The organism is Nocardia sp. NPDC005745, from assembly GCF_040630775.1.
Lineage (GTDB): Bacteria > Actinomycetota > Actinomycetes > Mycobacteriales > Mycobacteriaceae > Nocardia.
The window spans coordinates 97,112-119,762 of the sequence record NZ_JBEXYF010000020.1; the positions used below are offsets into that span (position 1 = coordinate 97,112).

Here is a 22,651-nt window from a genome sequence, read left to right on the forward strand (position 1 = left end):
CTGAGGACAACCATCCGTGGCTGGGCGTGTCCCTTCTGGCCGCAGTGTCTTACCGTCCAGCCTGTGGCGCGCCACCGATGGTCGCCGGGACGAGGAGACGAGGAGCCATGAGCCGCATCGACGGGAAGTGTCAGGAGCCATTCGAAGGTGTGAGGGAGGTGCTGGACGAGTCCCTGCGGACTGGGGTGGAAGTCGGTGCCTCGGTGGCGGTGATCGTCGACGGGCAGCCGGTCGTCGATCTTTGGGGCGGGCTCGCCGACCGAGATGCTGGAACCCCGTGGACCGCCGACACCATTGTGTCGACGATGTCGACGACCAAGACGATGACGGCGTTGTGCGCGCTCGTCCTGGCCGACGAGGGCGAGCTCGATCTCGACGCGCCGGTGGCACGCTACTGGCCCGAGTTCGGTGCCGCGGGGAAGGACAGGATCGCTGTACGGCACCTTCTCAGCCACACCTCGGGGCTCTCCGGCTGGGATTTGCCGATGCGCGAGGAGGACCTCTACGACTGGGACCTCGCCTGTTCGCGACTCGCCGCGCAAGAGCCATGGTGGGAGCCCGGTACCTCATCCGGATATCACGGCATCACTTTCGGATACCTCGTCGGCGAGGTGATCCGTAGGATCACCGGGACCACAGTCGGACGGTTCTTCGCCACCCGGATCGCAGAACCATTGAATGCGGACTTCCAGATCGGGATCGATCCGTCCGATGACAGCCGTGTCGCCAGGCTGGTGCCCCCGGATCCGATGGACGTCGAACTCGACCCGAAGTCGATCATGTTTCGGACCGTAGCCAATCCCGCGCCGGACGCCGAGTGGATGACCCACGATGGATGGCTGCACGCCGAGGTCCCAGGAGCCAACGGGCACGGCAACGCCCGTTCGGTCGCCCGGGTCCAGGCCGTTATGTCTCATGGCGGCGAGATCGACGGCGTCCGTCTGCTGTCCGAGCAAGGCTGCAGGCAGGCATGGCGTGAGCAGTCCTCCGGAATCGACCAGGTGCTCGGCATCCCTGTCAAGTTCGGGCTGGGATACGCCGTCTCCACGGAGGGCATGCCGTTCACCGCGGGTCCTCGCTCGATCTTCTGGGGAGGCTGGGGCGGTTCGCTCGTCGTCAATGACCCCGACGCCCGCATGACCTTCGCGTACACAATGAACCGGCTGGGGCAGGGAACGGTCGGTGACGAGCGCACAGCCAAGCTGCTGACCGAGGTCTACCGAGGCCTGGGCCGCAGCTGACTTCCGTCCTGCGCGCAGCGGCAGGCCGGAGGAGCGCCGGAGCCATGGCTTCAGCCAACTCCACGACGACACCAGCCCTGACGTCCGTAGGGCTGGTCGAGTCACCGGGTCCGGCGACCGTCCGGCCGAGCACGATCCGCCGCCATCTGTGGCGCTGGTCGACAGACAGTGCTACGGGTGGCGCCCCCGGCCGCCGCTAGAAACCGGCGACAAAGTGCGTCTGGCCAGCGACGAGCTTGCCCAACAATGCCGATAGTTGCCGTTGCTCCTCGGGCTCAAGGACGCCGAAGAATCGGCTGTGCACCTCGTTCTGGATCCGCAGGCCTGGCCCGATCACGTCCATACCTTGGGGCGTGATGCGCACCGTGTACTGCCTGCGGTCCGCCCCGGTAGCCCGGTCCCTCTCTACCAGGCCGCCCTTCTCCATGGTGCTCAGCACACCGGCCAACGCTTGCCGCGACACCCCCGAGAGCTTGCAGATATCTCGAGTCGACAACTCACCGAAGATCCACAGCATTGCCAGGACGCGGAAGCCGGCGGCAGGATAGCCGACCTGCTTGTGGACCGCCTCGAACTCCCGGTGTCCCAAGAGCGTCAAGGTCCTCTTGAGGTTCGTGGATAACAGCAGCGCCTCGCTGTCGAGCGTCGGTTCATACTCCGTGAGTACCGAGTCGATCAAATCGGCCATCTCGTCGGCCGAGACCTTTGCACGGCCCGGCGGCCGGCGCATCGCAGGCTGAGCCATGGTCCTCCCCTCACCAATTACCTACCGATCTACCAGTCGCCTCCACTATATGGCCCACGGTTCCGGGCTGAGAGCCGACGATCCGGCGTCCTGTCGGAAATGACAAACAGTGGGGCGAGGGTGATCGAGCAGGGGATAAGACCTACGACGCCCCAAATCCCCTGTTCGAAGAGATCCGTTACATCGACTCGCTGGACTAGCGACTGAGAACACACTTCGCAGCACGGAAGGTCCCGTCGGGTTCGACCAGTACCGGCGCCGTTCCGTCGACCCGTCCGCCTGCGAACTCGATGGCAGGCCGAGACGTCGCGAACACACATCGTGTCATCGGGCGCGGAATCGGTGGGGAACCGCCCGCCCCGTCCTCGCTCGCCACATACCGTCCGGGGCGGCCTGCTGCATGGGGTGACCGATGGCTGTGAATCCTCACAACACTGCCCGGAAAACGCGGCCATCGTCTGCCCCCGGCTCTCTTAGCCTCGGTGATGGCCCGCCCGCAGGAGAAGAAGGAGACCTCATGTCCGACAACGCGCTGAAGGAACAGGTCCAGCGGCTGATCGACCGCCAGGAGATCCACGACGTCATCATCGCTTTCGCCCGGTCGGTGGACCGGCTGGACCGTGACCTGTACGAGACGACCTACCATCGGGACGCGCTCGACGACCACGGTGTGTTCGTCGGCGGACGTGCGGACTTCTACGACTGGATGGAGCCGGTGCTCCGCGAACAGCGGCACAGCACGCAGCACTTCATGGGCAACCACACGGTGGAAATCGACGGGGACACCGCCCACGCCGAGACGTACTTCATCACCAGCAGTATGACCAAACAGGGAAAGCCGTTCAGCATGGTGGGTGGGCGTTACATCGACCAGCTCGTCCGGGAGGATGGCCGGTGGTCGGTTCTCAAGCGGGTCCTGTTGACTGACTGGCAGCTGCCACTGGCCGCGGACGCGTTCGAGCAGCCCGATCCGGCCGCACTCGGCCATTTCCCACCACGAGAGCAGGCTATGGCTCGCGCCCGCGAGCTGAGCCGCCGAGACCGTCAGGACATCAGTTATCAGCGTCCGCTGACAATCTCGCCCGCCCGGCTGGAGATCAGCCGGAAGGCGTCCGAGCCGGCCTGACCGCAGAGCAGCCAACCATGACTTCGACGTATCAATGGATCGAATACGAGACGATCGACGGCGGCGTCATCGCCGTCATCACGCTCAACCGGCCCCGCCAGCGCAACGCCCAGAGTCGCGGCCTACTGGTCGAGCTCGATCATGCCTTCGAGAAGGCCGCGGCCGACGACGACGTCCGGGTGATCGTGCTGCGCGGTGCGGGCACCTCGTTCTCCGCCGGACATGACCTCGGTTCCGCCCAACAGCGACTCGAGAAGGATCCGGGGCCCGGACAGCACCCGACCTACCGCAGCTGGGGCGGTACCAAGGCGGGTATCGAGCGCATGTGGGGGCAGGAGCACGAGTTCTATCTGACGCGGACGAAACGCTGGCGGGACCTTCAGAAGATCACCATCGCCTCGGTTCAGGGCCCCGTCTATGCGGCTGGGCTGATGTTGATGTGGTCCTGCGACCTCATCGTCGCAGACGAGACGGCCACCTTCGCCGACGTCGTCGGCACCCGGCTCGGCATGTGTGGAGTGGAGTACTTCGCCCACCCCTGGGAACTGGGGTTCCGCCGGACCAAGGACCTTCTGCTCACCGGCGACGCCCTCACCTCGGACGAGGCTTTCCGGATCGGCATGGTCAGTCGAGTCTTCGCCTCTTCGGACCTGGCCGAGTCCACCCTGGCCTATGCTCGGCGGATCGCCGAGCTGCCCGCGTTCACCTCAGCAATGATCAAGAACCAGGTCAACCAGGCCCAGGATGCCCAGGGCTTCCCACAGGCGCTGCAGGCGGCGTTCACGCTCCATGAACTCAACCACGCCCAGTGGCTCATCCTGAGCAGTGGAGCAGCGACGGTCCAGACCCCCGAGTTCGGCGGACGTCCGCTCGATCAGCAGCTGCCGATCGTCCCGACAGCCAAGAACGTGGTGCGATCCGCACCTGTCGTGGGACGGTGAATCACCCGCCCGTTACCCGTCGGCCGACGCACCCCGGACCACGGGCGGCGCGGTCGGATCGGTGGTGGGCCTGATCGGCCCGGCCCACCACCGGATCGTCGGAGCCGGCCCGGTGCCTTCCTCACCAGGGTCTACACCCACCACCCACCTCCGCGCAGGAGCGAGCAGAGCCGACCGCCGGAGCCGCGATGTGTCGCCGGACCGCGGATGGACATGCGGTATCACCACTGCGGCGTTCACGGTCCCATTGTGTCCCCCCACAACGGGCGGCCGACAGGGCGGACACCCTCAGATCGGGGTGTCTGCGAGCCCAACCGCCTCGACCCCGCCGCCTGGTCTCGATCCGCTTTACAGCGGGCGCGATCGACAACCTTCGCGGCGGACGGATTCCGCTCGCGGAGCCGCCAGCGCCGTAGCGCGGACCCCGATGGAGATCCTCACAAGCGGCGTCGAACGAGCCGGACTCGGGCCGTCCGCGCTCGCTAGCTTTCTCGGCTAACCGGCCGCGGAGCTGGAGGACATGGCAGCGCAGCGCGCTGTCGTCATCGGATACCTCGAGTCGACCTAAGTCGGTTCGTTGCCACCCCCGCCCACACGGCCCTGACAATGTCGCCCCGAACTCGACAGCGAGTAAGCCGAAACAGGAGAAAGCATGCCCATCAACGAGACACCTACCAGGGTCGATGTGCTCATCGTCGGTGCCGGCTTCGGCGGGCTCCGTGCACTGGACACCATGCGTGAGCGTGGACATTCGAGCATCCTGCTCGAGGCAGGCGACGGGGTCGGCGGTACCTGGTATTGGAACCGCTACCCCGGCGCCCGGGTCGACGTGGAATCGTTGGAGTATTCCTACTCGTTTCGCGACGACCTCCAGCAGGACTGGAGCTGGTCGGAAAAGTATGCGAGTCAGCCGGAGGTGGAGCGCTATCTCAACTGGGTAGCAGACCGCCTGGAACTGCGACCCGACATCCGCTTCGGACGCCGTGTCACCTCCATGGAGTTCGACGAGTCGACCGGGATCTGGCGTTCCGTGGCCGCTGTCGGCGGTGACGATGAGGAGATCTACGAGTCGCCGAACGTCGTGCTGGCGACCGGCTTTCTGTCGGTTCCCACCTTCCCCGTCATCCCGGGCCTCGACAACTTCCGCGGCGAACTAGTACATACCGGCAGGTGGCCGGAGCCCGGTCCGGTGATCGAGGGCCGCCGGGTCGGTGTCGTCGGGACCGGAGCGAGCGGTGTACAGGTCATTCAGGAGTGTGCGGGCAACGCAGCGCACCTCTTCGTCTTCCAGCGCACCGCGAACTGGTGCTTTCCACTGCGTAACAAGCCGATGGATCCCGACTACGAGCGGTTCGTCAAAGAGAACTATGCCGAGATCCGGGCCCTCGAACAGGAGGTCCGCGGGCCGGGAATGGTGCTGATGGACGGCCGGATCTCCCGGTCGGAGATGCGCAACGCGATGGATCTCGGCCACGCCGAGCGGATCTCGGACTTCGAATGGCGGTGGCAGGCGGGCGGCGTGCACATGGGCCGCAGCTTCGTCGACCTGGTCCGCAGCGAAGAGGCCAACCAGGAACTCCGGACGTTCCTGGAGGGCAAGATCCGCGAGATCGTCGAGGACCAGGCGATCGCAGAGAAGCTGGTTCCGACACATCCGCCGCTATCGCGGCGCCCCCCGGGTGAAAGCGGCTATTACGCGGCGTTCAACCGGCCGGACGTGGAACTCGTCGACGTCCGCGAAGACCCCATCGCCGAGATCGTCGCCGAGGGTGTTCGGCTGGCGAGCGGCGCGGTGCGCGAGGTCGACGTACTCGTCTTCGCCACCGGGTTCGACGGCGGCACCGGTGCGGCACTGCGGATCGACATCCGCGGCCGGGACGGCGTGCTACTCCGCGATCACTGGGCGGGTGGCGCTCGGACTGTGCTGGGAATCATGACGTCGAAGTTTCCGAACCTGTTCATGTTACTCGGACCTCAGTCACCCGCGTTCCACTTCTCGCCGCCGACGCTGGCCGACTTCCAGAGCAACTATGTGGCGGATCTGATCGAGTCACTGGCCGACAAGGGCCTGACTCGGATCGAGCCTCGGGCGGATGCCGAGACGGAGTGGTCCGAGCACGTCACCTCGCTCTACGCGGCGACTCTGATCTGGAAGACCGACAGCTGGTGGCTCGGCTCCAACATCCCGGGCAAACCCCGCCAGGGTCTGGCTTATAGCGGCGGGTTCGCCAACTACCGCAACCGCGCCCACGAGGCGCAGGACGGCCTCAACGCCTTCGTCACCGCCTGACGGCATCCGCGAAGAGACCCGCAGCAGCCCCATTTCTGCCTCGGGTCGCACATCACACACAGTCCCAGCAAAAAAGACAAAGGAGTCCAAAATGACCGAGATTCTCGACCTCTCGCCGGATGAGCTGCTCACCACGACGCGCGCCGTCCGTCGGCGGCTCGATCTCAACCGTCCGGTGGACAGGTCCGTGATCGAGAAGTGTCTCGAGATCGGCTTCCAAGCCCCGAGTGGAGAAAACACCCAGGCGTGGGGCTGGGTTGCCGTAGACGATCCCGCCGTGCGTGCCCAGATGGCCGACATCTACCGCGCAGGTGTGAACGTCTTCGTGAAGGAGGAGGCAGCAGCCGCAGAAGCAGCAGCCGCAGAGGCAGCAGCCGCGGAGGACAGGCAGGGGCCTCTCGATCGGATGGGCATGGAGATCACGGACGTCGAGGGGACCCAGCGGGTATGGGAATCCGCTATGTACCTGGCTGACCACCTTCAGGAAGTGCCGGTTCTCGTGGTCCCACTTCTGAAGACGCGATTCGAGAATTTGAGGTTGTTCGAGGCGGCGTCGGCCTGGGGTTCAGTCATGCCGGCAGCATGGAATTTCATGCTCGCGCTGCGGGCCCGCGGGCTGGGGAGCGTGTGGACGACCGCGCACCTGTGGTGCGAGAAAGACATGACGGAGCTTCTCGGCCTCCCCGCCGACAACACTCAGGTAGGGCTGTTCCCGGTCGCCTATACGAAAGGGACCGACTTCAAGCCCGCTCGACGCGGACCCGTCCGGGACGTACTGCACTGGAACAGCTGGGGAAGCTGACCTCGGCGCTGGTTGCGGCTGACGGGGAGCTGGTGGACGTCAAGGTTGTCCTGGACCAGTCAGCTCGGCCAGGCGGCCGGAGCGGGCGTCGGCCCACCGCGACCCCCTCGGGTTGGACAGCGGAGCCGATGTCGCCACCGGCGTCATCGGCACCGACCCGATCAGCTCGATCGCCGCCGACAGCTCGTAGCGGTGCCGGAAGGCCCCCGCTGTCTCTTCTTGTAGGTCTCCTCAACGCTTTCCTTGTGACCGGCCGGAGCGTCGAATCGCTCATCGCCACCTCGGTACGGCTCGCGCAATCGGTCAGCGTCAGCTACTCGGCGTCGCGTTCCCCGTCGTCATCGTGGCCGTTCTCCTCCGGTGCGCGTTGGGCACCCGACTCGGCCTGCGACTCTCGCCGACCGTTCCATCAGCGTTGTAGGGCGCCACAACATGAGGGAACCGAGCGCTGGGAGGAGAGAACGAAGCGCAAATAGTGTCCAGTGCCACAACGCGACGAATGCCCACGCAGTGCCGCAGTAGGGAGTGTTATCCGATGATTGTCAATCTTCCCGTGTCCGGTATCCCGATCGAGGTCGACTTCGACCCAAATGAGGTCCGACGGAAATATGCCGAGGAGCGGGCGAAGAGACTTCGCCCGAACGGAGCCGACCAATGGCAAGGCCTCCTCGATACGGTCGAGATCGACTCCTCCGATCCATGGAGCGAACCGCTGGAGCGCGATCCGGTCCGCATCCAGCTCGACGCCGTGGTGCTCGGCGGAGGTTTCGGCGGCCTGCTCACGGCAGCCGAACTGCGCAAGAACGGCGTCGACAACTTCCGGATCATCGACGAGGCCGGTGATTTCGGAGGTACGTGGTACTGGAACCGCTACCCCGGCCTCCAGTGCGACGTGGAGTCGTACATCTACATGCCGTTGCTCGAGGAGACGGGCTATATTCCGACGACGCGGTACGCGTTCGGCCCGGAGATCTTGGAGCACGCTCGGCGAATCGGGCATCACTTCGACCTGTACGACGTCGCTCTGTTCCAGACCAGGGTTACGAGTACCGAGTGGAGCGAGAAGGACGACCAGTGGATCGTGCGCACCAATCGCGGTGACGTGATCGAATCGCGCTTCCTGCTCCGGGCTAATGGTCCGCTGAACAAGCCGCAGATCCCGGCGGTGCCGGGAATCGCCGCGTTCCAAGGCAAGATCATGCACACTTCGCGGTGGGACTACGAGTACTCCGGCGGTGGGCCGAGCGGCGGACTCGACAAGCTCGCAGACAAGCGCGTCGCCATCGTGGGTACCGGCGCGACCGGTATCCAGGCGGTTTCCCACCTGGCCGCGGACGCCGAGAAGCTGTACGTCGTGCAGCGCACGCCGACCAATGTCGGGCGTCGGCACAACTGGCCGACGGACCCGGAGTGGGCGGCCTCGCTGCGCCAGAACTGGCGGCAGGACCGGACGAACAACTTCGTGCGGATCCTCAACGGATTCCCGGAGGACGAGAATCTCGTCGGCGATGCCTGGACCGGGATCTTCGGGCAGGCGAACGGGCAGAACCTGGTCGACGTGCCGGTGGAGTCGCTGTCGATGGAGGACCAGCTCGCCGTCGCCGAGCTGGCCGATATGATCCGGGTACAGGAGACCCACAAGCTGATCGATGAGGTCATCGAGGACCCGGAAACCGCCGCGGGGCTGAAGCCGTGGTATGCGGTGATGTGCAAGCGGCCGTGCTTCAACGACGACTACTATCCGTCCTTCAACCGCGAGAATGTCGAGCTGGTGAACTCCCCGCTTGGACTCGAGCGGGTCACCGAGACCGGCTTCGTAGTCGACGGTGTTCATTACGAGGTCGACCTCATCGTCTTCGCGACCGGCTTCGAGACGGGCACCTCGCCGGCCAGCCGCTACGGTTACGACATCGTCGGGCGTGCAGGCAGGTCCCTGCGTGAGTACTTCGCGGACGGCCACAAGACCCTGCATGGCTTTCTGACGCCGGGGTTCCCCAACTACCTCGAGATCGGATTGAGCCAGAACGGCTTCACCGTCAATGTCGTGTACATGCTCGAGCAGAAGGCTCGGCACGCTGCGCGGCTGGTGGGATACGCGCTGAAACAGGATGTCGTGCGGATGGAGCCGACGGAGGAGGCGGCTTTGCAGTGGCGCGCCCTCTCCAGGGAGACATTCAAGCTTCGCGAGGGGTACTGGTCGGTCTGCACTCCGGGGTTCTACAACGGCCAGGGAGATCTCGGCCGCAGCTTCTTCATTGAGGGGTACCTCGGTAACGAGGTCGAGTACTGGCAGCTGATCGAGGACTGGTGGGAGGTCGAGACCTTCGATGGCATCACCCTGACCACGGCGAGCGACCGATCTGTGAGTCGGCCATGAGGATCGACGATCAGGTGGTGGTCGTCACCGGCGGAGCCTCGGGTCTGGGGCGCGCGACGGTGAACCGGTTGGCGGCGGCGCGCGCCCGCGTGGTACTTGTCGACCTCCCGGGGACGGCGGGTGACGAGGTCGCCGATGCCGCCGAGAACATCCGGTTCGTGGCGGGGGACGTCACCGATGCCGATGACGTCGAGCAGGCGTTCCGTGTCGCCGACGAATGGGGGCCGCTACGGGCGGTCGTGCACACCGCCGGTATCGCGTCTCCGGTGTCGGTGTTCGGCGAGAACCCGAAGGAGGCTCTGGCGTCCTTCCGCCGGATAGTCGACGTGAACCTCACCGGGACATTCAACGTGGTGCAGTACGCCGTCCGGTCGATGGGGCAGCTGGACCCGGTGGACGGGGATCGCGGGGTGATTGTGACGACCGCGTCCATCGCGGCCTACGAGGGGACTGCCCCCGCCTATTCCGCTACCAAGGGTGGGGTCGTTTCGTTCACCCTGCCCGCCGCGCGTGCCCTCGCGCCGTCGGCGATCCGGATCGTCAGCGTGGCGCCGGGGGCGTTCGACACCGCGTTGCTCCGCGGGGCAGGAGCCCAGGTCGCCGGTCAGGTGCCGCACCCGCACCGGCTGGGAGACGCACCGGAGTTCGCCGCGCTGGTGGCGCACATCATCGAGAACCCTTACATCAACGGGGCGACCCTCCGGATCGACGGGGCTATGCGCCCCACCAACGTATGAGTCGATCCGAACCCACGCGAGCCTGGCTGCGGCTGCGGAGTGCTGGTGCCTCCCGGCCGCGGCTGGGCTCGCGTCCCGCCTGCAGTCCCGGCTGCAGTTCTGACGACAAAAGAGAGTAGAGACCACCCGATGACTCTCGAGGACATCGATAGCGAGGCTGCGGTACGTGAGGCCGTCGAGCCGAGTTGGGAGCCGGAAGCCACCTCCATCGAACGGGCCACGATCACGCACTTCGCCCGCTGGGCGGGAGCCAGGACCGGGCAAGACCTCACGGCATACCGGGACCTGTGGGCTTGGTCGATCGGGGACGTCGAAGGCTTCTGGACCGCGATCTGGGATTATTTTCGCGTCGAGGCGTCGGTTCCGGCGCGCGCTCCTCTCGGCTCGCGGGCGATGCCCGGTGCCGAGTGGTTCCCCGGCGCCGAGTTGAGCTATGCCCGGCATATCTTCCGCGACCGGGCCGACGATGACGTCGCACTGCACCATGCCTCCGAGATCCGCCCGCTCGACACCTGGACGTGGGGGCGGCTCAGGGCGGAGACGGCGGGTGTCGCCCGGTCGCTGAAGGCGGCCGGGGTGGGGCGCGGCGATGTGGTGGCGGCCTACATGCCGAACATTCCCGAGACGGTGGCTGCGTTTCTGGCCTGTGCCTCGATCGGTGCGGTCTGGTCGAGCGCGGCACCGGAGTTCGGCACCCGGGCCGTGTTGGATCGGTTCACCCAGATTGAGCCGAAGGTACTGCTCACTGTGGACGGTTACCGCTACGGGGGCAAGGACTTCGACCGTCGAGAGACCGTGGGCGAGCTGTTGGCCGGGCTGCCGACCGTACGGGAAGCGTATGCGTTGTCCTACTTGGACGACGCCCCCATCCCGGGGACCCGGCCCTGGTCGCAGCTGGTCGCCCCGGCTACACCGGAGGATCTCGAGTTCACCGAGCTGCCGTTCGACCACCCGCTCTGGGTGCTGTACAGCAGCGGCACAACCGGGCTGCCCAAGGCCATCGTGCACAGTCAGGGCGGCATCCTGCTCGAGCACCTCAAGATGATGACGCTGCACGTCGACGCCCGGCCGGGCGATCGGATCCTGTGGTTCACCACCACCGGTTGGACGATGTGGAACTTCCTGGTGAGCTGCTTGCTCACGCCGGCGTCGATCGTGCTGTACGACGGCAGCCCGACCCATCCCGGGCCCGAGGTGCTCTGGGAACTCGCCGAACAGGCCGGCGTTACCTGCTTCGGGACCAGCGCGAGTTATCTGTCCGCCTGCGCGAAGGCAGACCTCGCCCCTCGCGAGCGGTTCGGCCTGACGGCACTGCGCGCGGTCGGCTCGACGGGGTCTCCGCTGACTCCGGAAGGCTTCGACTGGGTTTACGACCGTGTCGGCAGGGATGTCTGGTTATTCTCCACCAGCGGCGGGACGGACGTCTGCACCTCGTTCCTGGCCGGGGTGCCAACCCTCCCGGTGCATCGCGGTGAGTTGCAGGCCCCCGCACTGGGCGTCGCCGTGGCGGCGTGGGACCCGCAGGGCCGGCCGGTGCAGGAGACCGTAGGTGAGCTGGTCGTCACCGAGCCGATGCCGTCCATGCCGCTCCGGCTGTGGGGCGACGAATCGGGCGAGCGGCTCCAGGCGTCGTACTTCGACATGTACCCGGGGGTCTGGCGGCACGGCGACTGGGTGGAGATGACCCCGAGCGGCGGTGCGATCATCCATGGCCGCTCGGACTCGACGATCAACCGCGGCGGCGTACGGATCGGCACGGCGGAGATCTACCGGGCGCTGCTCACGATCGATGAGGTGGTCGACGCCCTGGTCGTGGACGTGCCGCGGGAGGGTACCCCGGGCTGGGTGATGCTGTTCGTCGTACTGCGTCCGGGCGCCATCCTCGACGACTGCCTGACCGGGACTCTCCGTGACCGTATCCGCCGCGACTGTTCGCCTCGGCACGTCCCGGACGAGGTTCATGCCGTGGCCGAAGTGCCGCGGACGCTGTCCGGCAAGCTCTTGGAAGTTCCCGTCAAGCGGATCCTCATGGGCGCGCGGACCGATGAGGTCGTCAGTCCCGGTTCCCTCGCGAATCCGGGTGCCCTGACCTACTTCGACGTACTCGCCCGTACCGTGTGGCGGACCGGGCGCGCGTCCTCGGAAAGGGGAACCGATGTCTGAGCGATCGACCGTTGCGGGGCCACTCGAGGGTCTTCGGGTGATCGAGTTGGGCACGATCCTGGCTGCGGCGACGGCTGCCCGCACCCTGGGGGACCTTGGCGCCGAGGTGATCAAGGTAGAGGCTCCGGACCGTCCGGACCCGATGCGGTACTGGGGGCGCGGCACCTTCGAGGGGCGAGCCCTGTGGTGGCCGGTGCAGTCGCGGAACAAGAAGCTCGTGACGGCCAACCTGCGCACCGAGCAGGGAGCGGACGTTTTCACCAGGCTCTGCGACTCCGCGGACGTGCTGGTGGAGAACTTCCGGCCGGGCACACTGGAGAAGTGGGGACTTGGCTACGAGCGCCTTTCCAGGGACAACCCGGGTTTGGTCGTGGCCAGGATCTCAGGTTACGGCCAGACGGGCCCGTACGCCTCCCGCCCGGGCTATGCGGCCGTGGGTGAGGCGATGGGCGGCATCCGCTACGTCAATGGGTACCCGGACATGCCGCCGCCGCGCAGCGGTCTGTCCCTCGGCGACACGCTCGCCGGGATGTTCGCCGCGCAGGGAATCATGGCCGCGCTGTACGAGCGGCGGCGCAGCGGCCGGGGACAGGTCATCGACGTCTCCCTGGCCGAGGCGTGTATGGCGGTGATGGAGAGCGCTTTCGCCGAGTACGACAAGCTAGGGGAGGTGCGCGGGCCGTCCGGTACCGGGTTGCCCGGCGTCTCACCCTCGAATCTTTTTCGCGCGCGGGACGGTAAGTGGTTCGTCATCGCCGCGAACCAGGACCAGATCTTCGGGCGGTTATGCGCGGCGATGGGCCGTCCGGAACTCGCCTCCGACCCCCGCTACGACACCCATATCGGCCGCGCGGCACACCAGCAGGAACTGGAGCGCCTCGTCGCGGACTGGGCCGGTGAGCACGACTCCGCGGAGCTGGACGACATTCTGACCAGGCACGAGATTGCGGCCGGTCCTGTCTACAGTGTGGCCGACATCGTCGCCGACCCGCACTTCCGGGAGCGCGGCTCGCTCGTCGTCCACCACGACGACCATTTCGGGGACTTCCTGTCTCAGGATGTCGTACCTCGGCTGGACCGCACCCCCGGCCGGGTGCGCTGGACGGGTCCTTGGGAGCTCGGCGCGCACAACGCGGAGATCTATGGCGGCTTGGGGATCGATGAGGACCGGCTGGCGGCACTACGCGAGGGCGGGCACGTCTGACGTCGATGTGTCATTGCTGCGTGTCGCCGCCGGACCTGACATCCGTGCTGTGACGCCGGCTCGGCCGGATCCGGATCGCGGAACTGTTCTCCCGCTATGTCTGGGGATGGACCGCGTGGACCGCGAGATGTTCTTCGGGTCTGGACCGAGGACGCGGTCTGGATCGCCGCCGGGGCGCCGATCCGGTGTGAGGGCCGCGACGCGATCATGAGGTACTTCAACCGTACGGCCGAGAAGCGTGTGCCGACGCCGGGCGCAGGGAGCTCGGTCCGTCTCGTCGGCGTCCCGATCATCGCCTTCACCGGCTGGGACGAGGCCCACGCACGTTCGGAGACGACCGCGTTCGAGTTGGCCGGCTCGGTTATAGAGCCCTGCTCTCTGGGCTACTACGACGACTTGCTCACGAAGGAGTCCGGAGACTGTTGATTCGTCGCAGGCACATGGTGGTGTGCTCCATCGCTGCTGAGTGCCGGGAGGGCGGGCCGACGCCTTCACCCTCCCGGCACTGTTCAGCGGATCGCCAGCGGGGTGACCGGGGAGCCGACAGCGCCCGTGATGTTCAGTGGCGGGGCGACAACGAGGAACTCGTAGCACCCCTCTGCGGCGCAGTCGCCGGCCAACTCCTCCATGTCCCACATCTCGCCGATGTGGATCCCGGCATTGACCATCAGCAGGACATGCACAGGTGCCACGAGGTCGCCCTCGGGCGGTCGCACCTCCAACCCCCAGGTGTCCCCGGCGACGGCGGCGACATCGCGCGAGCAGAAGAAATGCGCGGCGTCGACGGACAGGCCGGGAGCCGGCCCGCCGGCGTAGTCCTCCCAAGCTCCGCGGGCCCGGACCTGGGCTAGCTGTCCGGTGCGGACGAGCACGAAGTCACCCGGGCCGATCTCGACGCCCTGCTGGTCCGCGCACCGTTCGAGGTCGGCTGTGTCGATGGCGCGGCCCGGTTCGAGCCACTCGACGCCCTCGTTTCGGGGCACGTCGAGGAGCACGCCGCGGCCCAGTGCGCGGTCCACGAGTCCGGTGACCGCGTTGCGGGCTGCCCCGGCGCTGGTCACGTCCGTGGTCGGCCGGCCGTTGTACATCCGGTTGTCGTAGAAGGCGTGGGCCAAGGCGTCCCATTGGGTGCCGGCCTGCAGATAGAGCTGAACCAGATCGTCCGTGCCGTCGAATTGCGGCTCGTCACCCGCGGCGGCCGCGATGTCACCGCCGTCGCGGGCCATGTAGTGCTGGATGTTCGACCGTCCGGTCAGCCCCTTACCAGTCTGCGGACCGTTGCGATCGAGGGGCAGGGCCAGCGAGTAGACCTTGCCGAGGCGGACCAGGCCCACTGCCCGCGCAACCGTCTCGGGACCGACGAGGTTGGCCGTGCCGATCTCGTCCTCCGCGCCCCATCGGCCCCAGTTGCGGTAGCGTATCTGAAGCTCGCGGTACTCCTCTGAGTTGAGGTCGTGTCTCATGTCCGTCGTCTCTCCCCGGAGTTAGTCGGTGACGAGCGCGAAGGAAGCCACGGCAAATCCCTCGACGTCGACGGGCCGGAACCGGACCGGCGCCTCGATGGCTGGGTTGTCGCCGCTCAGCGAGCCGATCAGCCGGGGCCCTTCGGCCAGTTCGATCACCGCGACCGTGTAGGGCACCCGGTCGGCGAAGTAAGCGTGCAAGGGCTGACGGTAGACGACCCAACTGATCAGGCGTCCCGTGCCTGCGGACTGCACCCAACCGGGGTTCGCCGCAAGGCAGCGCGGGCACTCCTCACGGGCGGGCAGCCAGGCATGCAGGCATACTGAGCACCGCTGGTGCAGCAACCGGCCTTCGGCCAGTCCGTTCCAGTACGGCTCGGTCAGCGGCGTGACCTCGGGCAGCGGAGCGGCGCTCATCGGTCGCCCAGGATGAGGGTCGAGTGCGTGGTCATTATTCCTCCTTGGTTGCTGACGATGCAGGTCGACGCACCTGCCACTTGCGCCGTCGAGATTGCTCGTATCTGACGGACGCCTTCGATCACCAACTGCATTCCGGGCATCCCGGTCTCGGACAGCAGGCCACCGCTGGTGTTGATCGGCAGTGTTCCCCCGAGTTCGATGGCGCCGTCGCGGACGAACTTTCCGCCCTCGCCTTTGGCGCAGAAACCGTAGTCCTCCAGCGTCATCAACGGGGCAATGGTGAAGCAGTCGTAAAGCTGCGCGACGTCGATGTCGGCAGGGGTCATCCCGGCCATCTCGAACGCGGTCCGCGCCGAGACTGCCGCGGCGGTGGTCGTGAGGTTCGGGCGCTGGGCGACCTCCCAGGACGTCTGTCCCTGGCCGAAGCCGAGGATGGGGACTCCGGTCGCACCAACCGCCGCCGCACGCTCACGGCTCATCACGACGACGGCGGCGCCGCCGTCGGAGATGAGACAGCAGTCGTCGCGCCGGAGCGGATCGACTACTTGTCGCGACTCTTCGTACTCGGCCAGAGAGAGGGGCTTCCGAAGCTGAGCGTGGGGATTGCGCGCCCCGTGAGCCCGCGCGGCGACCGCTATCGCCCCGAGATCGTACTGCGTGGTGCCGTGCTCCTCCATGTGCCTGCGCGCGATCAGGGCGTAGCCGGCGGGAGTTCCGAACCAGCCGTACACGGCGTCATCCCCCCAGCCCTTCTCGTAAACGTGCCGTGTCCCGGTCCTCGGGTTGTCGGCGATGGTGACGAGCGCGACCTCGCACTGCCCGTGCTCGATCGCCATCGCCGCGTACGAGATCATCGAGATGTTGGTCGCGCCACCCTGGTCCCACACGCCGCCGATGCGGGGCTGCAGCCCGAGCGCCTCGGCGACGGTCTGCCCGTACATCATCCGGTGCCCGGATGTGGGGTACTTGACGAAGACGGCGTCGATCTCGTCCTTGTCGATCCTCGCGTCGGCGATGGCCTTTCGCGATGCCTCGACGTTCAGCGATGTCGTGGAACGGCCGGGCAGTTTGCCATAGGCGGTGTGCCCGATGCCCGCGATTACGATATTCCCGCGCATGTCAGCTCCCTCTTCAGCGGCCGGTGAAGGTCGGGGCACGCTTCTCGGCGAATGCTCTCGGTCCCTCGAGGGCGTCCTCGGAATGGCGCAACAACTTGAGCATGGCCTCCTCCAGCCGTAGGCCGGTGGCGCGGTCGACGTCGCGGGACCGCAACGCGAGCTCCTTCGTGGCCTGGACCGCGAGCGGCGCGTTCGCGCTGATCCGACGGGCGGTCGCGAACGCCGTGTCGAGCAGGTCGTCGGTTTCGACGACTCGATTGACCAGACCCCACTGCAGGGCGGTCTGCACGTCGAAGCGGTCGCCGGTGAGCAGCAGTTCCATCGCGAGGGCGTGCGGCAGCTGTTCGATGAGGCGCTGCGTACCACCGTTAGCGGCCAGCACGCCGCGTTTGACCTCGGTCAGGCCGAAGCTGGCCGACGGCGTGGCGAAGCGAATGTCGGTGGCCAGCATCAGAGTGAGGCCGCCGCCGAGGCAGTAGCCGTTCACCGCGGCGATCACGGGTTTCCACATTTCGATGCCACGATTGAGCAGTTGCCCCTGCTGGGTGAGCCAGAAATCCGAGAGGTCGGTCGGGGTGCCGAGGAACGATTTCAGGTCCGCTCCGGCGCTGAACGCCCTATCGCCGGCACCGGTGACCACGGCGACGCGTATGTCCGTGTTGTCGCGTACCTCGGTCCAGGCTTCCGACAATGCCTGGTAGTCGGCTGCGTCCATCGCGTTCAGTCGCTGCGGGCTGTTCAGTGTGACCAGGGCGATGTGGTCGCTGACCTCAAAATCGATTGCCATGTCTTCCGGCTCCATCCTCGGGTTGGGCCTGACTGTATGCATCACGCCATCCCGTGCAGACCGGGCCGACGAACACCGCTTGTGCAGATCTCCAAGAGCAGGTCGTAGGCGAAGCGGTTCGTCGACGCACGCACTTGACCGCGTCGATGCCAGCTGACGGCTGCTCGCCACGGACAAATGGGCAGTCGCGACAAGTTCGTCAACTACTTGACGAATAATTGTGTCGCGCGTCATACTTCCACCGTTCATACAACGCCGCTGAACGAGGAAGACCAGCACAGATGAGTTTGGCCGTTTCCCCCTACCGCGTCCCCCGAACCGGCGACTCGGTCTTCCCGTCCGTGATCGACGCCGTGAATTCGATCGCCGGGGCGGTGCACGAAGCACAGAACTTCGACGGGGTCCTGCGCGCCGTCGCGCACGCGTTTGCGGCGTCCACGGGCGTGAGCCGATGCTCGCTCCGCCTCCCGGACCCGGCGTCGAACGTGTACCGGCTTGCACTCTCGCTCGGCAAGTCGGACTACACCGCACTCGGGCAGCGCGTGATCGACGGCACGGATGCTTTCGCCAAAGAGGTGCTGGACCGGCGGGCGCCGGTGATCATCGATGACACCCGAGGCGATCCGCGCCTGTCTCCCCTGGTCCGTGCCGCGAATGCGCTCGGCGCTTACTCGATGATCGGGGTTCCGATCATCTTCGGCGAGAAGACCGTCGCGTTGGCCTTCCTCGACAGCGAGTTCGAGCAGGTGAGCTACTCGCCGTGGCAGGTCGAGGCAGCGCGTCAGCTGGGTGCGTTGTGCGGGGCGTCCCTGGTGACGGCCTCGATGCTGGTCGACCGTGGGGAGGCTCTCCGACGTGCCCGTCAGGAGAACGAGACGCTACGGCGGATGTCCCGGCTCGACTCCTTCCTCGAAAAACTCACCTCGGAGGGGCTCTCGCCGTCGCTATACGCACGCAACGCCGCCAGGTTACTCGGCAGACCGGTCACGGTGTACGACCGGACCTGGACGCGGATGGGCGCTGCCGATGTCGGCGGTCAAGTCGGCGCCCCGCACGTCGATCTCGGTGACCGCGCTGTCCGGTCACATCGAAAGATCGAGGCGGAGTTGGAGTTGGTCCGTCGAGGGCAGACCCGCATACTCGGACCTCTACCTGCGATCGGCATGCACACGAGGTGCATCGTCGCTCCGGTGGTACTGGGCGCCGAGAACTGGGGTGTGCTGGTGGTCCATGAGGCCGGGAGGACGTTGCAGCCGTTCGAAGCAGAAGCTTCGGCCAGGGTGGGGGCCCGCTTCGGAGCGGCGCTGGCCGCCGCGAACAGCGAGGCCACGACCGTCGCAGCGCTGCGCTCGGCTGTCGCCCGCGACCTGGTGCACGGCGGAACAGACGAGGCCGAACTGGCGGGGCGGGCCCATGCCGCCGGCTTCGGGCCCGACACCGCACACATGCTTGTCCTCTTCGACTCGCCGTCGACGACGGTGCTACGGCCGGAGGTCGAGGAGCGTCTCACCCAGCTCGTGGGCTCAGTCCTGGGAGCAGCGACCGTAGTACCCTCGGTCGAGGGGGGAGGTCTTGCCATCCTCAGCGCTGCTTCGGCTGACGCGGCGAAGCTGGCGTGCGTACTGAACGAACGTCTGGGGGAGGACCCCATGCTGGACGAGGTGTCCGCAGTGATCTCGAGCCCGTTCCCGGAACCGAGCGGCGCCAAGGAAGCCTATGTCGAGTGTCGACATGCGATGCGATGCGTCCATCGTTTCCGGCACCCGGGGTTTCCTCGTGCCGCCCGGGTGCGCGAGTTCGGTGCGGCCCTGCCCTTCATGGCCTCCGTAAACGTCGACGAGGCCCGTGCCTACGCGCGTCGGCAACTGCGGGGCCTCGACGGCGCGGTGGGGGAGGACGATCTGATTACCACCTTGCGTGTATTCGTCGACTCCTTCAACGTGCGTCGGTGTGCTCGCGTCCTGGGGGTGCACGAGAACACCGTGCGCTACAGGCTGTCTCGCATCGAGAAGCTCACCGGACTCGACCTGCTCAACGACGCCAGCGGACAACTGCGAGCGGAGCTCACCGTCTCGGCGATGCGGCTTGTGGGCGACCTGCCTTGGGAGTTCCCCGGCACCACGTGAACGGGGGCGCGTCCGACTGCCGACAGCATCCGATTGGAGGTTTGGACAGCGCGGTCGACGATTCTCGGGAGGGCAAAGCTCGGCCTCCTTACGGTGGGTCCGTCCGAGACCCGGACCGCTTCCCCGCTGTGGGGCGACTCGGGTCATCCGAGACGTCCCAGGAGGAGACCGTGCCCGCACAGCCCGCTCCGATCGAAGTCCTCGATCCGGAGGCCGCGATCGTCATCGCCGCCCGCGCTGCCATCCCGGCTGCCGATCTCAGCGAAATGCGGCTCAAATACGAGACTGTGGGGCGGCGGTTCGCTCCCGAGGTTCCACCGGATATGTCGGTGCGTGACATCGAGATCGAGTTCCGCGACACCGGATCCGTCTCGGTTCGCAGCTATCTTCCCGCAGGTGCGCCCGTCACGGAGGGACTGCTCGTCTGGGCCCACGGCGGAGGCTGGATCATCGGGTCTGCGGCGGGCTTTGACGGCACGGCGGCAGCGCTGGCGGCCCACAGCGGTACCAGGACGCTCTCGATCGACTACTCGCTGGCGCCCGAGAACCCATTCCCTTGTGCACTCGACGAGGTCCGGGCCGTGATCGACTGGGTGCGGACCGCCGAGGCCTCCGACATGCTCGGACACGATCCGGCACGGGTCGTCGTGGGCGGCGACAGTGCGGGAGGCAACCTCATCACGGTTGCCGCCGCACAGGCATCGGGGGCGGTGCCGCTCGCGGGACAGGTGCTCGCGTACCCGGTGACGGACTGCCGGGTGAGCACGGCCTCCGACACGCCCTCGCCCGCGCTCACGGCGGAGGCCCTGACCACCTGTTGGCAGCTCTACCTCGGCGACACCGAACGCGCACCGCACCCCGACTTCTCACCGATTCACGGAGACCTCGCCGGGCTGCCGCCGACATTGCTTGTGCTCGCCGGCCTGGACATCCTGTATGACACCGGCGTGATCTACGGGCAAGCGCTTCGGGCGGCGGGCGTCCCGACCGAGATAGTCACCTACTCCGACCTCCCGCATGTCTTCCTCGAATGGGCCCGTGAGGTGCGGCGCAGCCGCCATGCCCACGCGCTGATTGGGGACTTCGTGCGGGCGCGCGTGGCGTAACGGAACTCCTTCACCTCGGGTCGAGACCTCGCCCGCTTATGTCGCCACCGTGCCGTTATGGGCTTGAACAAGACCGCGGCACCGGCACTACGCCACTGAGGAATCCGATGACGGCGCTTTGCCCGGCGATGGTCGACACCGGCCGTCGACGAGCGGTCGGCGCAGGGCCGGACCGGCGCGAATGCCGCGTTCGGGAGTCCTGGCGCTCGATGCGGCGATGTCATGCCTACGAGACCGGACCGGCCGTTCGGATCCGATATTGGAACGCACGACAACGACCCCACAGCGGGGCGGCGATGCGGAACGCCTGCGCCTCTATTGTCGCCCCAAGACGCCGAAACGAAGGACAGAAGATGCTGAATCTCGCCTCCAACAAGCCGACAATCGGCAGCCTCCGCCGTGCCGGTTGCGGCGGTACCCGCGTCCGCTGGATGCCTCGCGTGCCGCTGCGCACGGCGGGTCGCCGCACGCTTACAGCGATGCTGGACCGATGACAGGGCATACGGAGGCCGGGGCGATGACCGCGGTGACCGACGTGCTTACGGATTTCGAGCTGTACATCGACGGGCGGTTCACGGGTTCCTCGACCGGCACGACTTACGAGTCCGAGGATCCCTACGCTTGCCGCAGCTGGGCCCGGATAGCGGATGCCACCACCGAGGACGTCGACCGCGCCGTGGACGCGGCGCAAGCAGCCCTGTCCGGGGAGTGGGGCAGGATGCCGGGCCGCGAGCGGGCCCGCCTGTTGCTCCGCCTTGCCGATATCGTCGAGCGGGACGCGCGCGCTCTGGCGGAGGTCGAGACACGGGACAACGGCAAGCCGTTCCGGGACGCCAACGCCCAGGTCGCTTATGTCGCCGACTGGCTGCGCTATTTCGCGGGATATGCGGACAAGATCGAGGGCCGGGCCTTCCAGGAGGCACACCCGAACTTCCACGTCTACTCGATTCGACAGCCGATCGGCGTCGTCGCGGCGATCCTGCCGTGGAACGCACCGCTGATCCTGCTGGCCTTCAAGCTGGCGCCGGCGCTCGCCGCTGGGTGCACCTTTGTGGCCAAGCCGTCGGAGTTCACCCCGGCCTCGACGCTCGCGTTCGCCGCCTGCGTCGACGAGGCGGGGTTCCCGCCGGGTGTATTCAATGTGGTGGCGGGCCGGTCCCGTGAGGTGGGAGCACATCTCGTAGCGCACCCGGGCGTCGACAAAGTCGCGTTCACCGGCTCGACCCACACCGGGGTTGCCGTCGCTCAGGCGGCGCTCGGGCACGTGGCGGCGGTGACGCTGGAGCTGGGTGGCAAGTCTCCGCAAATCATCTTCGCGGACGCCGATCTCGACCAGGCGACCAACGGCGTGGTAGCCGGGGCGTTCGCCGCGTCGGGTCAGTTCTGCACCGCGGGCTCGCGGGTGCTCGTACATCGCGACCTCTATGACGAGTTCGCCGCGCGGCTCATTTCCCGGGCCGAGCAGGTCAGGATCGGAAATCCCAGTGAACCGACCACCGACATCGGACCGATATCGACAGCTCCGCAGTTCGCTCGGGTGGCTGAGATCCTGTCGTCGGCGGTCGGCGCAGGCGCGCGGCTGTCACCTCGGGGAGGCCTCGCGCCGGACGTGGGCCGGTACTTCGTCCGCCCGACCGTGCTGACCGGGGTGACGTCGTCGATGGCGGTGATGAAGGAGGAGGTGTTCGGCCCGGTTGTCGGCCTGCTGCCGTTCGACACGGAAGAGGAGGCGGTGACGTTGGCCAACGACACGCAGTACGGCCTTGCCGCAGGCGTTTGGACGCGGGACGTTCGCCGGGCGCACCGGTGCGCCGCGCGGCTGGCGGCTGGGACGGTATGGGTCAACGCGTACCGCACCAACGCACCCGGCGTTCCCTTCGGCGGTATGAAGGCGAGCGGGCTGGGGCGGGAGAACGGTCAGGAGGCACTCGACTCTTACCTCGAGACGAAGTCGGTGTGGATCGAAATCGCCGACGAGTCCCGCGACCCGTTCCGCATCGGCTGA

General features: G+C 66.9%; 18 protein-coding genes. 13 read left to right on the forward strand and 5 right to left on the reverse strand.

Annotation, left to right across the window (positions count from 1 at the left end; translation table 11 throughout):
- Positions 1–107 precede the first annotated feature (107 nt).
- Positions 108–1,241 (forward strand): serine hydrolase domain-containing protein, encoded by a 1,134-nt coding sequence (locus ABZ420_RS21830; RefSeq protein WP_357125570.1) that lies wholly within the window; start codon positions 108–110, stop codon positions 1,239–1,241.
- A gap of 196 nt (positions 1,242–1,437) precedes the next feature.
- Here ABZ420_RS21830 and ABZ420_RS21835 read toward each other — a convergent pair whose 3' ends face one another.
- Positions 1,438–1,986: a MarR family transcriptional regulator gene (locus ABZ420_RS21835; RefSeq protein ID WP_357125573.1), complete on the reverse strand. Its 549-nt coding sequence runs from the start codon at positions 1,984–1,986 to the stop codon at positions 1,438–1,440.
- 517 nt (positions 1,987–2,503) lie between these two features.
- On the opposite strand from ABZ420_RS21835, the gene ABZ420_RS21840 reads away from it, so the two are divergent.
- From ABZ420_RS21840 to ABZ420_RS21880, 9 genes are all read left to right on the forward strand, one after another.
- Positions 2,504–3,112, forward strand: a complete 609-nt coding sequence (locus ABZ420_RS21840) for a nuclear transport factor 2 family protein (RefSeq protein WP_357125576.1) — start codon at positions 2,504–2,506, stop codon at positions 3,110–3,112.
- Positions 3,113–3,129: 17 nt separating this feature from the next.
- On the forward strand, positions 3,130–4,053 hold the full coding sequence (locus tag ABZ420_RS21845; RefSeq protein WP_357125579.1) for an enoyl-CoA hydratase: 924 nt from the start codon (positions 3,130–3,132) through the stop codon (positions 4,051–4,053).
- 652 nt (positions 4,054–4,705) lie between these two features.
- Positions 4,706–6,343 carry an NAD(P)/FAD-dependent oxidoreductase gene (locus ABZ420_RS21850; RefSeq protein WP_357125582.1) on the forward strand — a complete coding sequence of 546 codons (1,638 nt, stop codon included), beginning with the start codon at positions 4,706–4,708 and terminating at the stop codon, positions 6,341–6,343.
- A gap of 91 nt (positions 6,344–6,434) precedes the next feature.
- On the forward strand, positions 6,435–7,145 hold the full coding sequence (locus ABZ420_RS21855; protein WP_357125585.1) for a nitroreductase family protein: 711 nt from the start codon (positions 6,435–6,437) through the stop codon (positions 7,143–7,145).
- 535 nt (positions 7,146–7,680) lie between these two features.
- Positions 7,681–9,522 (forward strand): NAD(P)/FAD-dependent oxidoreductase, encoded by a 1,842-nt coding sequence (locus tag ABZ420_RS21860; RefSeq protein ID WP_357125588.1) that lies wholly within the window; start codon positions 7,681–7,683, stop codon positions 9,520–9,522.
- Entirely contained in the window at positions 9,519–10,259 is a 741-nt protein-coding gene (locus tag ABZ420_RS21865; RefSeq protein ID WP_357125591.1) for an SDR family NAD(P)-dependent oxidoreductase, read from the forward strand. Before ABZ420_RS21860 ends, ABZ420_RS21865 begins: the two co-directional genes overlap by 4 nt.
- A 129-nt stretch (positions 10,260–10,388) precedes the next feature.
- The gene (locus tag ABZ420_RS21870) at positions 10,389–12,422 is read left to right on the forward strand and encodes an acetoacetate--CoA ligase (protein WP_357125594.1); all 2,034 of its coding nucleotides are present in this window, start codon (positions 10,389–10,391) and stop codon (positions 12,420–12,422) included.
- Positions 12,415–13,626, forward strand: coding sequence for a CoA transferase (locus tag ABZ420_RS21875; protein ID WP_357125597.1), 1,212 nt, complete (start codon positions 12,415–12,417; stop codon positions 13,624–13,626). The genes ABZ420_RS21870 and ABZ420_RS21875 overlap by 8 nt, the downstream gene beginning before the upstream one ends.
- Positions 13,627–13,722: 96 nt before the next feature.
- A complete protein-coding gene (locus tag ABZ420_RS21880) occupies positions 13,723–14,052 on the forward strand; it encodes a nuclear transport factor 2 family protein (RefSeq protein ID WP_357125600.1) in 330 nt (109 codons plus the stop codon).
- Positions 14,053–14,135: 83 nt separating this feature from the next.
- Here ABZ420_RS21880 and ABZ420_RS21885 read toward each other — a convergent pair whose 3' ends face one another.
- The 4 genes from ABZ420_RS21885 to ABZ420_RS21900 are packed head-to-tail and all read right to left on the reverse strand — an operon-like array spanning position 14,136 to position 17,648.
- Positions 14,136–15,089: a cyclase family protein gene (locus ABZ420_RS21885; RefSeq protein ID WP_357125603.1), complete on the reverse strand. Its 954-nt coding sequence runs from the start codon at positions 15,087–15,089 to the stop codon at positions 14,136–14,138.
- Between the two features lie 21 nt (positions 15,090–15,110).
- Positions 15,111–15,506 carry an OB-fold domain-containing protein gene (locus ABZ420_RS21890; protein ID WP_357125606.1) on the reverse strand — a complete coding sequence of 132 codons (396 nt, stop codon included), beginning with the start codon at positions 15,504–15,506 and terminating at the stop codon, positions 15,111–15,113.
- Entirely contained in the window at positions 15,503–16,627 is a 1,125-nt protein-coding gene (locus tag ABZ420_RS21895; RefSeq protein WP_357125609.1) for a thiolase family protein, read from the reverse strand. The genes ABZ420_RS21890 and ABZ420_RS21895 overlap by 4 nt, the downstream gene beginning before the upstream one ends.
- A 13-nt stretch (positions 16,628–16,640) precedes the next feature.
- On the reverse strand, positions 16,641–17,648 hold the full coding sequence (locus ABZ420_RS21900) for an enoyl-CoA hydratase/isomerase family protein (RefSeq protein ID WP_357125612.1): 1,008 nt from the start codon (positions 17,646–17,648) through the stop codon (positions 16,641–16,643).
- 47 nt (positions 17,649–17,695) lie between these two features.
- Here ABZ420_RS21900 and ABZ420_RS21905 point away from each other — a divergent pair, with 47 nt between their 5' ends.
- The 3 genes from ABZ420_RS21905 to ABZ420_RS21915 all read left to right on the forward strand — a co-directional run bounded on the left by ABZ420_RS21905 (position 17,696) and on the right by ABZ420_RS21915 (position 22,651).
- Positions 17,696–19,540 (forward strand): helix-turn-helix domain-containing protein, encoded by a 1,845-nt coding sequence (locus ABZ420_RS21905; protein ID WP_357125615.1) that lies wholly within the window; start codon positions 17,696–17,698, stop codon positions 19,538–19,540.
- Positions 19,541–19,710: 170 nt separating this feature from the next.
- Positions 19,711–20,646 (forward strand): alpha/beta hydrolase, encoded by a 936-nt coding sequence (locus ABZ420_RS21910; RefSeq protein ID WP_357125617.1) that lies wholly within the window; start codon positions 19,711–19,713, stop codon positions 20,644–20,646.
- A 517-nt stretch (positions 20,647–21,163) separates the two neighbouring features.
- Positions 21,164–22,651: an aldehyde dehydrogenase gene (locus tag ABZ420_RS21915; protein WP_357125695.1), complete on the forward strand. Its 1,488-nt coding sequence runs from the start codon at positions 21,164–21,166 to the stop codon at positions 22,649–22,651.

Bases quoted from the DNA above. Each gene is read 5' to 3' on its own strand.
- ABZ420_RS21830 (WP_357125570.1), top strand. From the start codon at position 108: ATGAGCCGCATCGACGGGAAGTGTCAGGAGCCATTCGAAGGTGTGAGG.
- ABZ420_RS21835 (WP_357125573.1), bottom strand. From the start codon at position 1,986: ATGGCTCAGCCTGCGATGCGCCGGCCGCCGGGCCGTGCAAAGGTCTCG.
- ABZ420_RS21840 (WP_357125576.1), top strand. From the start codon at position 2,504: ATGTCCGACAACGCGCTGAAGGAACAGGTCCAGCGGCTGATCGACCGC.
- ABZ420_RS21845 (WP_357125579.1), top strand. From the start codon at position 3,130: ATGACTTCGACGTATCAATGGATCGAATACGAGACGATCGACGGCGGC.
- ABZ420_RS21850 (WP_357125582.1), top strand. From the start codon at position 4,706: ATGCCCATCAACGAGACACCTACCAGGGTCGATGTGCTCATCGTCGGT.
- ABZ420_RS21855 (WP_357125585.1), top strand. From the start codon at position 6,435: ATGACCGAGATTCTCGACCTCTCGCCGGATGAGCTGCTCACCACGACG.
- ABZ420_RS21860 (WP_357125588.1), top strand. From the start codon at position 7,681: ATGATTGTCAATCTTCCCGTGTCCGGTATCCCGATCGAGGTCGACTTC.
- ABZ420_RS21865 (WP_357125591.1), top strand. From the start codon at position 9,519: ATGAGGATCGACGATCAGGTGGTGGTCGTCACCGGCGGAGCCTCGGGT.
- ABZ420_RS21870 (WP_357125594.1), top strand. From the start codon at position 10,389: ATGACTCTCGAGGACATCGATAGCGAGGCTGCGGTACGTGAGGCCGTC.
- ABZ420_RS21875 (WP_357125597.1), top strand. From the start codon at position 12,415: ATGTCTGAGCGATCGACCGTTGCGGGGCCACTCGAGGGTCTTCGGGTG.
- ABZ420_RS21880 (WP_357125600.1), top strand. From the start codon at position 13,723: ATGTCTGGGGATGGACCGCGTGGACCGCGAGATGTTCTTCGGGTCTGG.
- ABZ420_RS21885 (WP_357125603.1), bottom strand. From the start codon at position 15,089: ATGAGACACGACCTCAACTCAGAGGAGTACCGCGAGCTTCAGATACGC.
- ABZ420_RS21890 (WP_357125606.1), bottom strand. From the start codon at position 15,506: ATGAGCGCCGCTCCGCTGCCCGAGGTCACGCCGCTGACCGAGCCGTAC.
- ABZ420_RS21895 (WP_357125609.1), bottom strand. From the start codon at position 16,627: ATGCGCGGGAATATCGTAATCGCGGGCATCGGGCACACCGCCTATGGC.
- ABZ420_RS21900 (WP_357125612.1), bottom strand. From the start codon at position 17,648: ATGACGCGCGACACAATTATTCGTCAAGTAGTTGACGAACTTGTCGCG.
- ABZ420_RS21905 (WP_357125615.1), top strand. From the start codon at position 17,696: ATGAGTTTGGCCGTTTCCCCCTACCGCGTCCCCCGAACCGGCGACTCG.
- ABZ420_RS21915 (WP_357125695.1), top strand. From the start codon at position 21,164: ATGACCGCGGTGACCGACGTGCTTACGGATTTCGAGCTGTACATCGAC.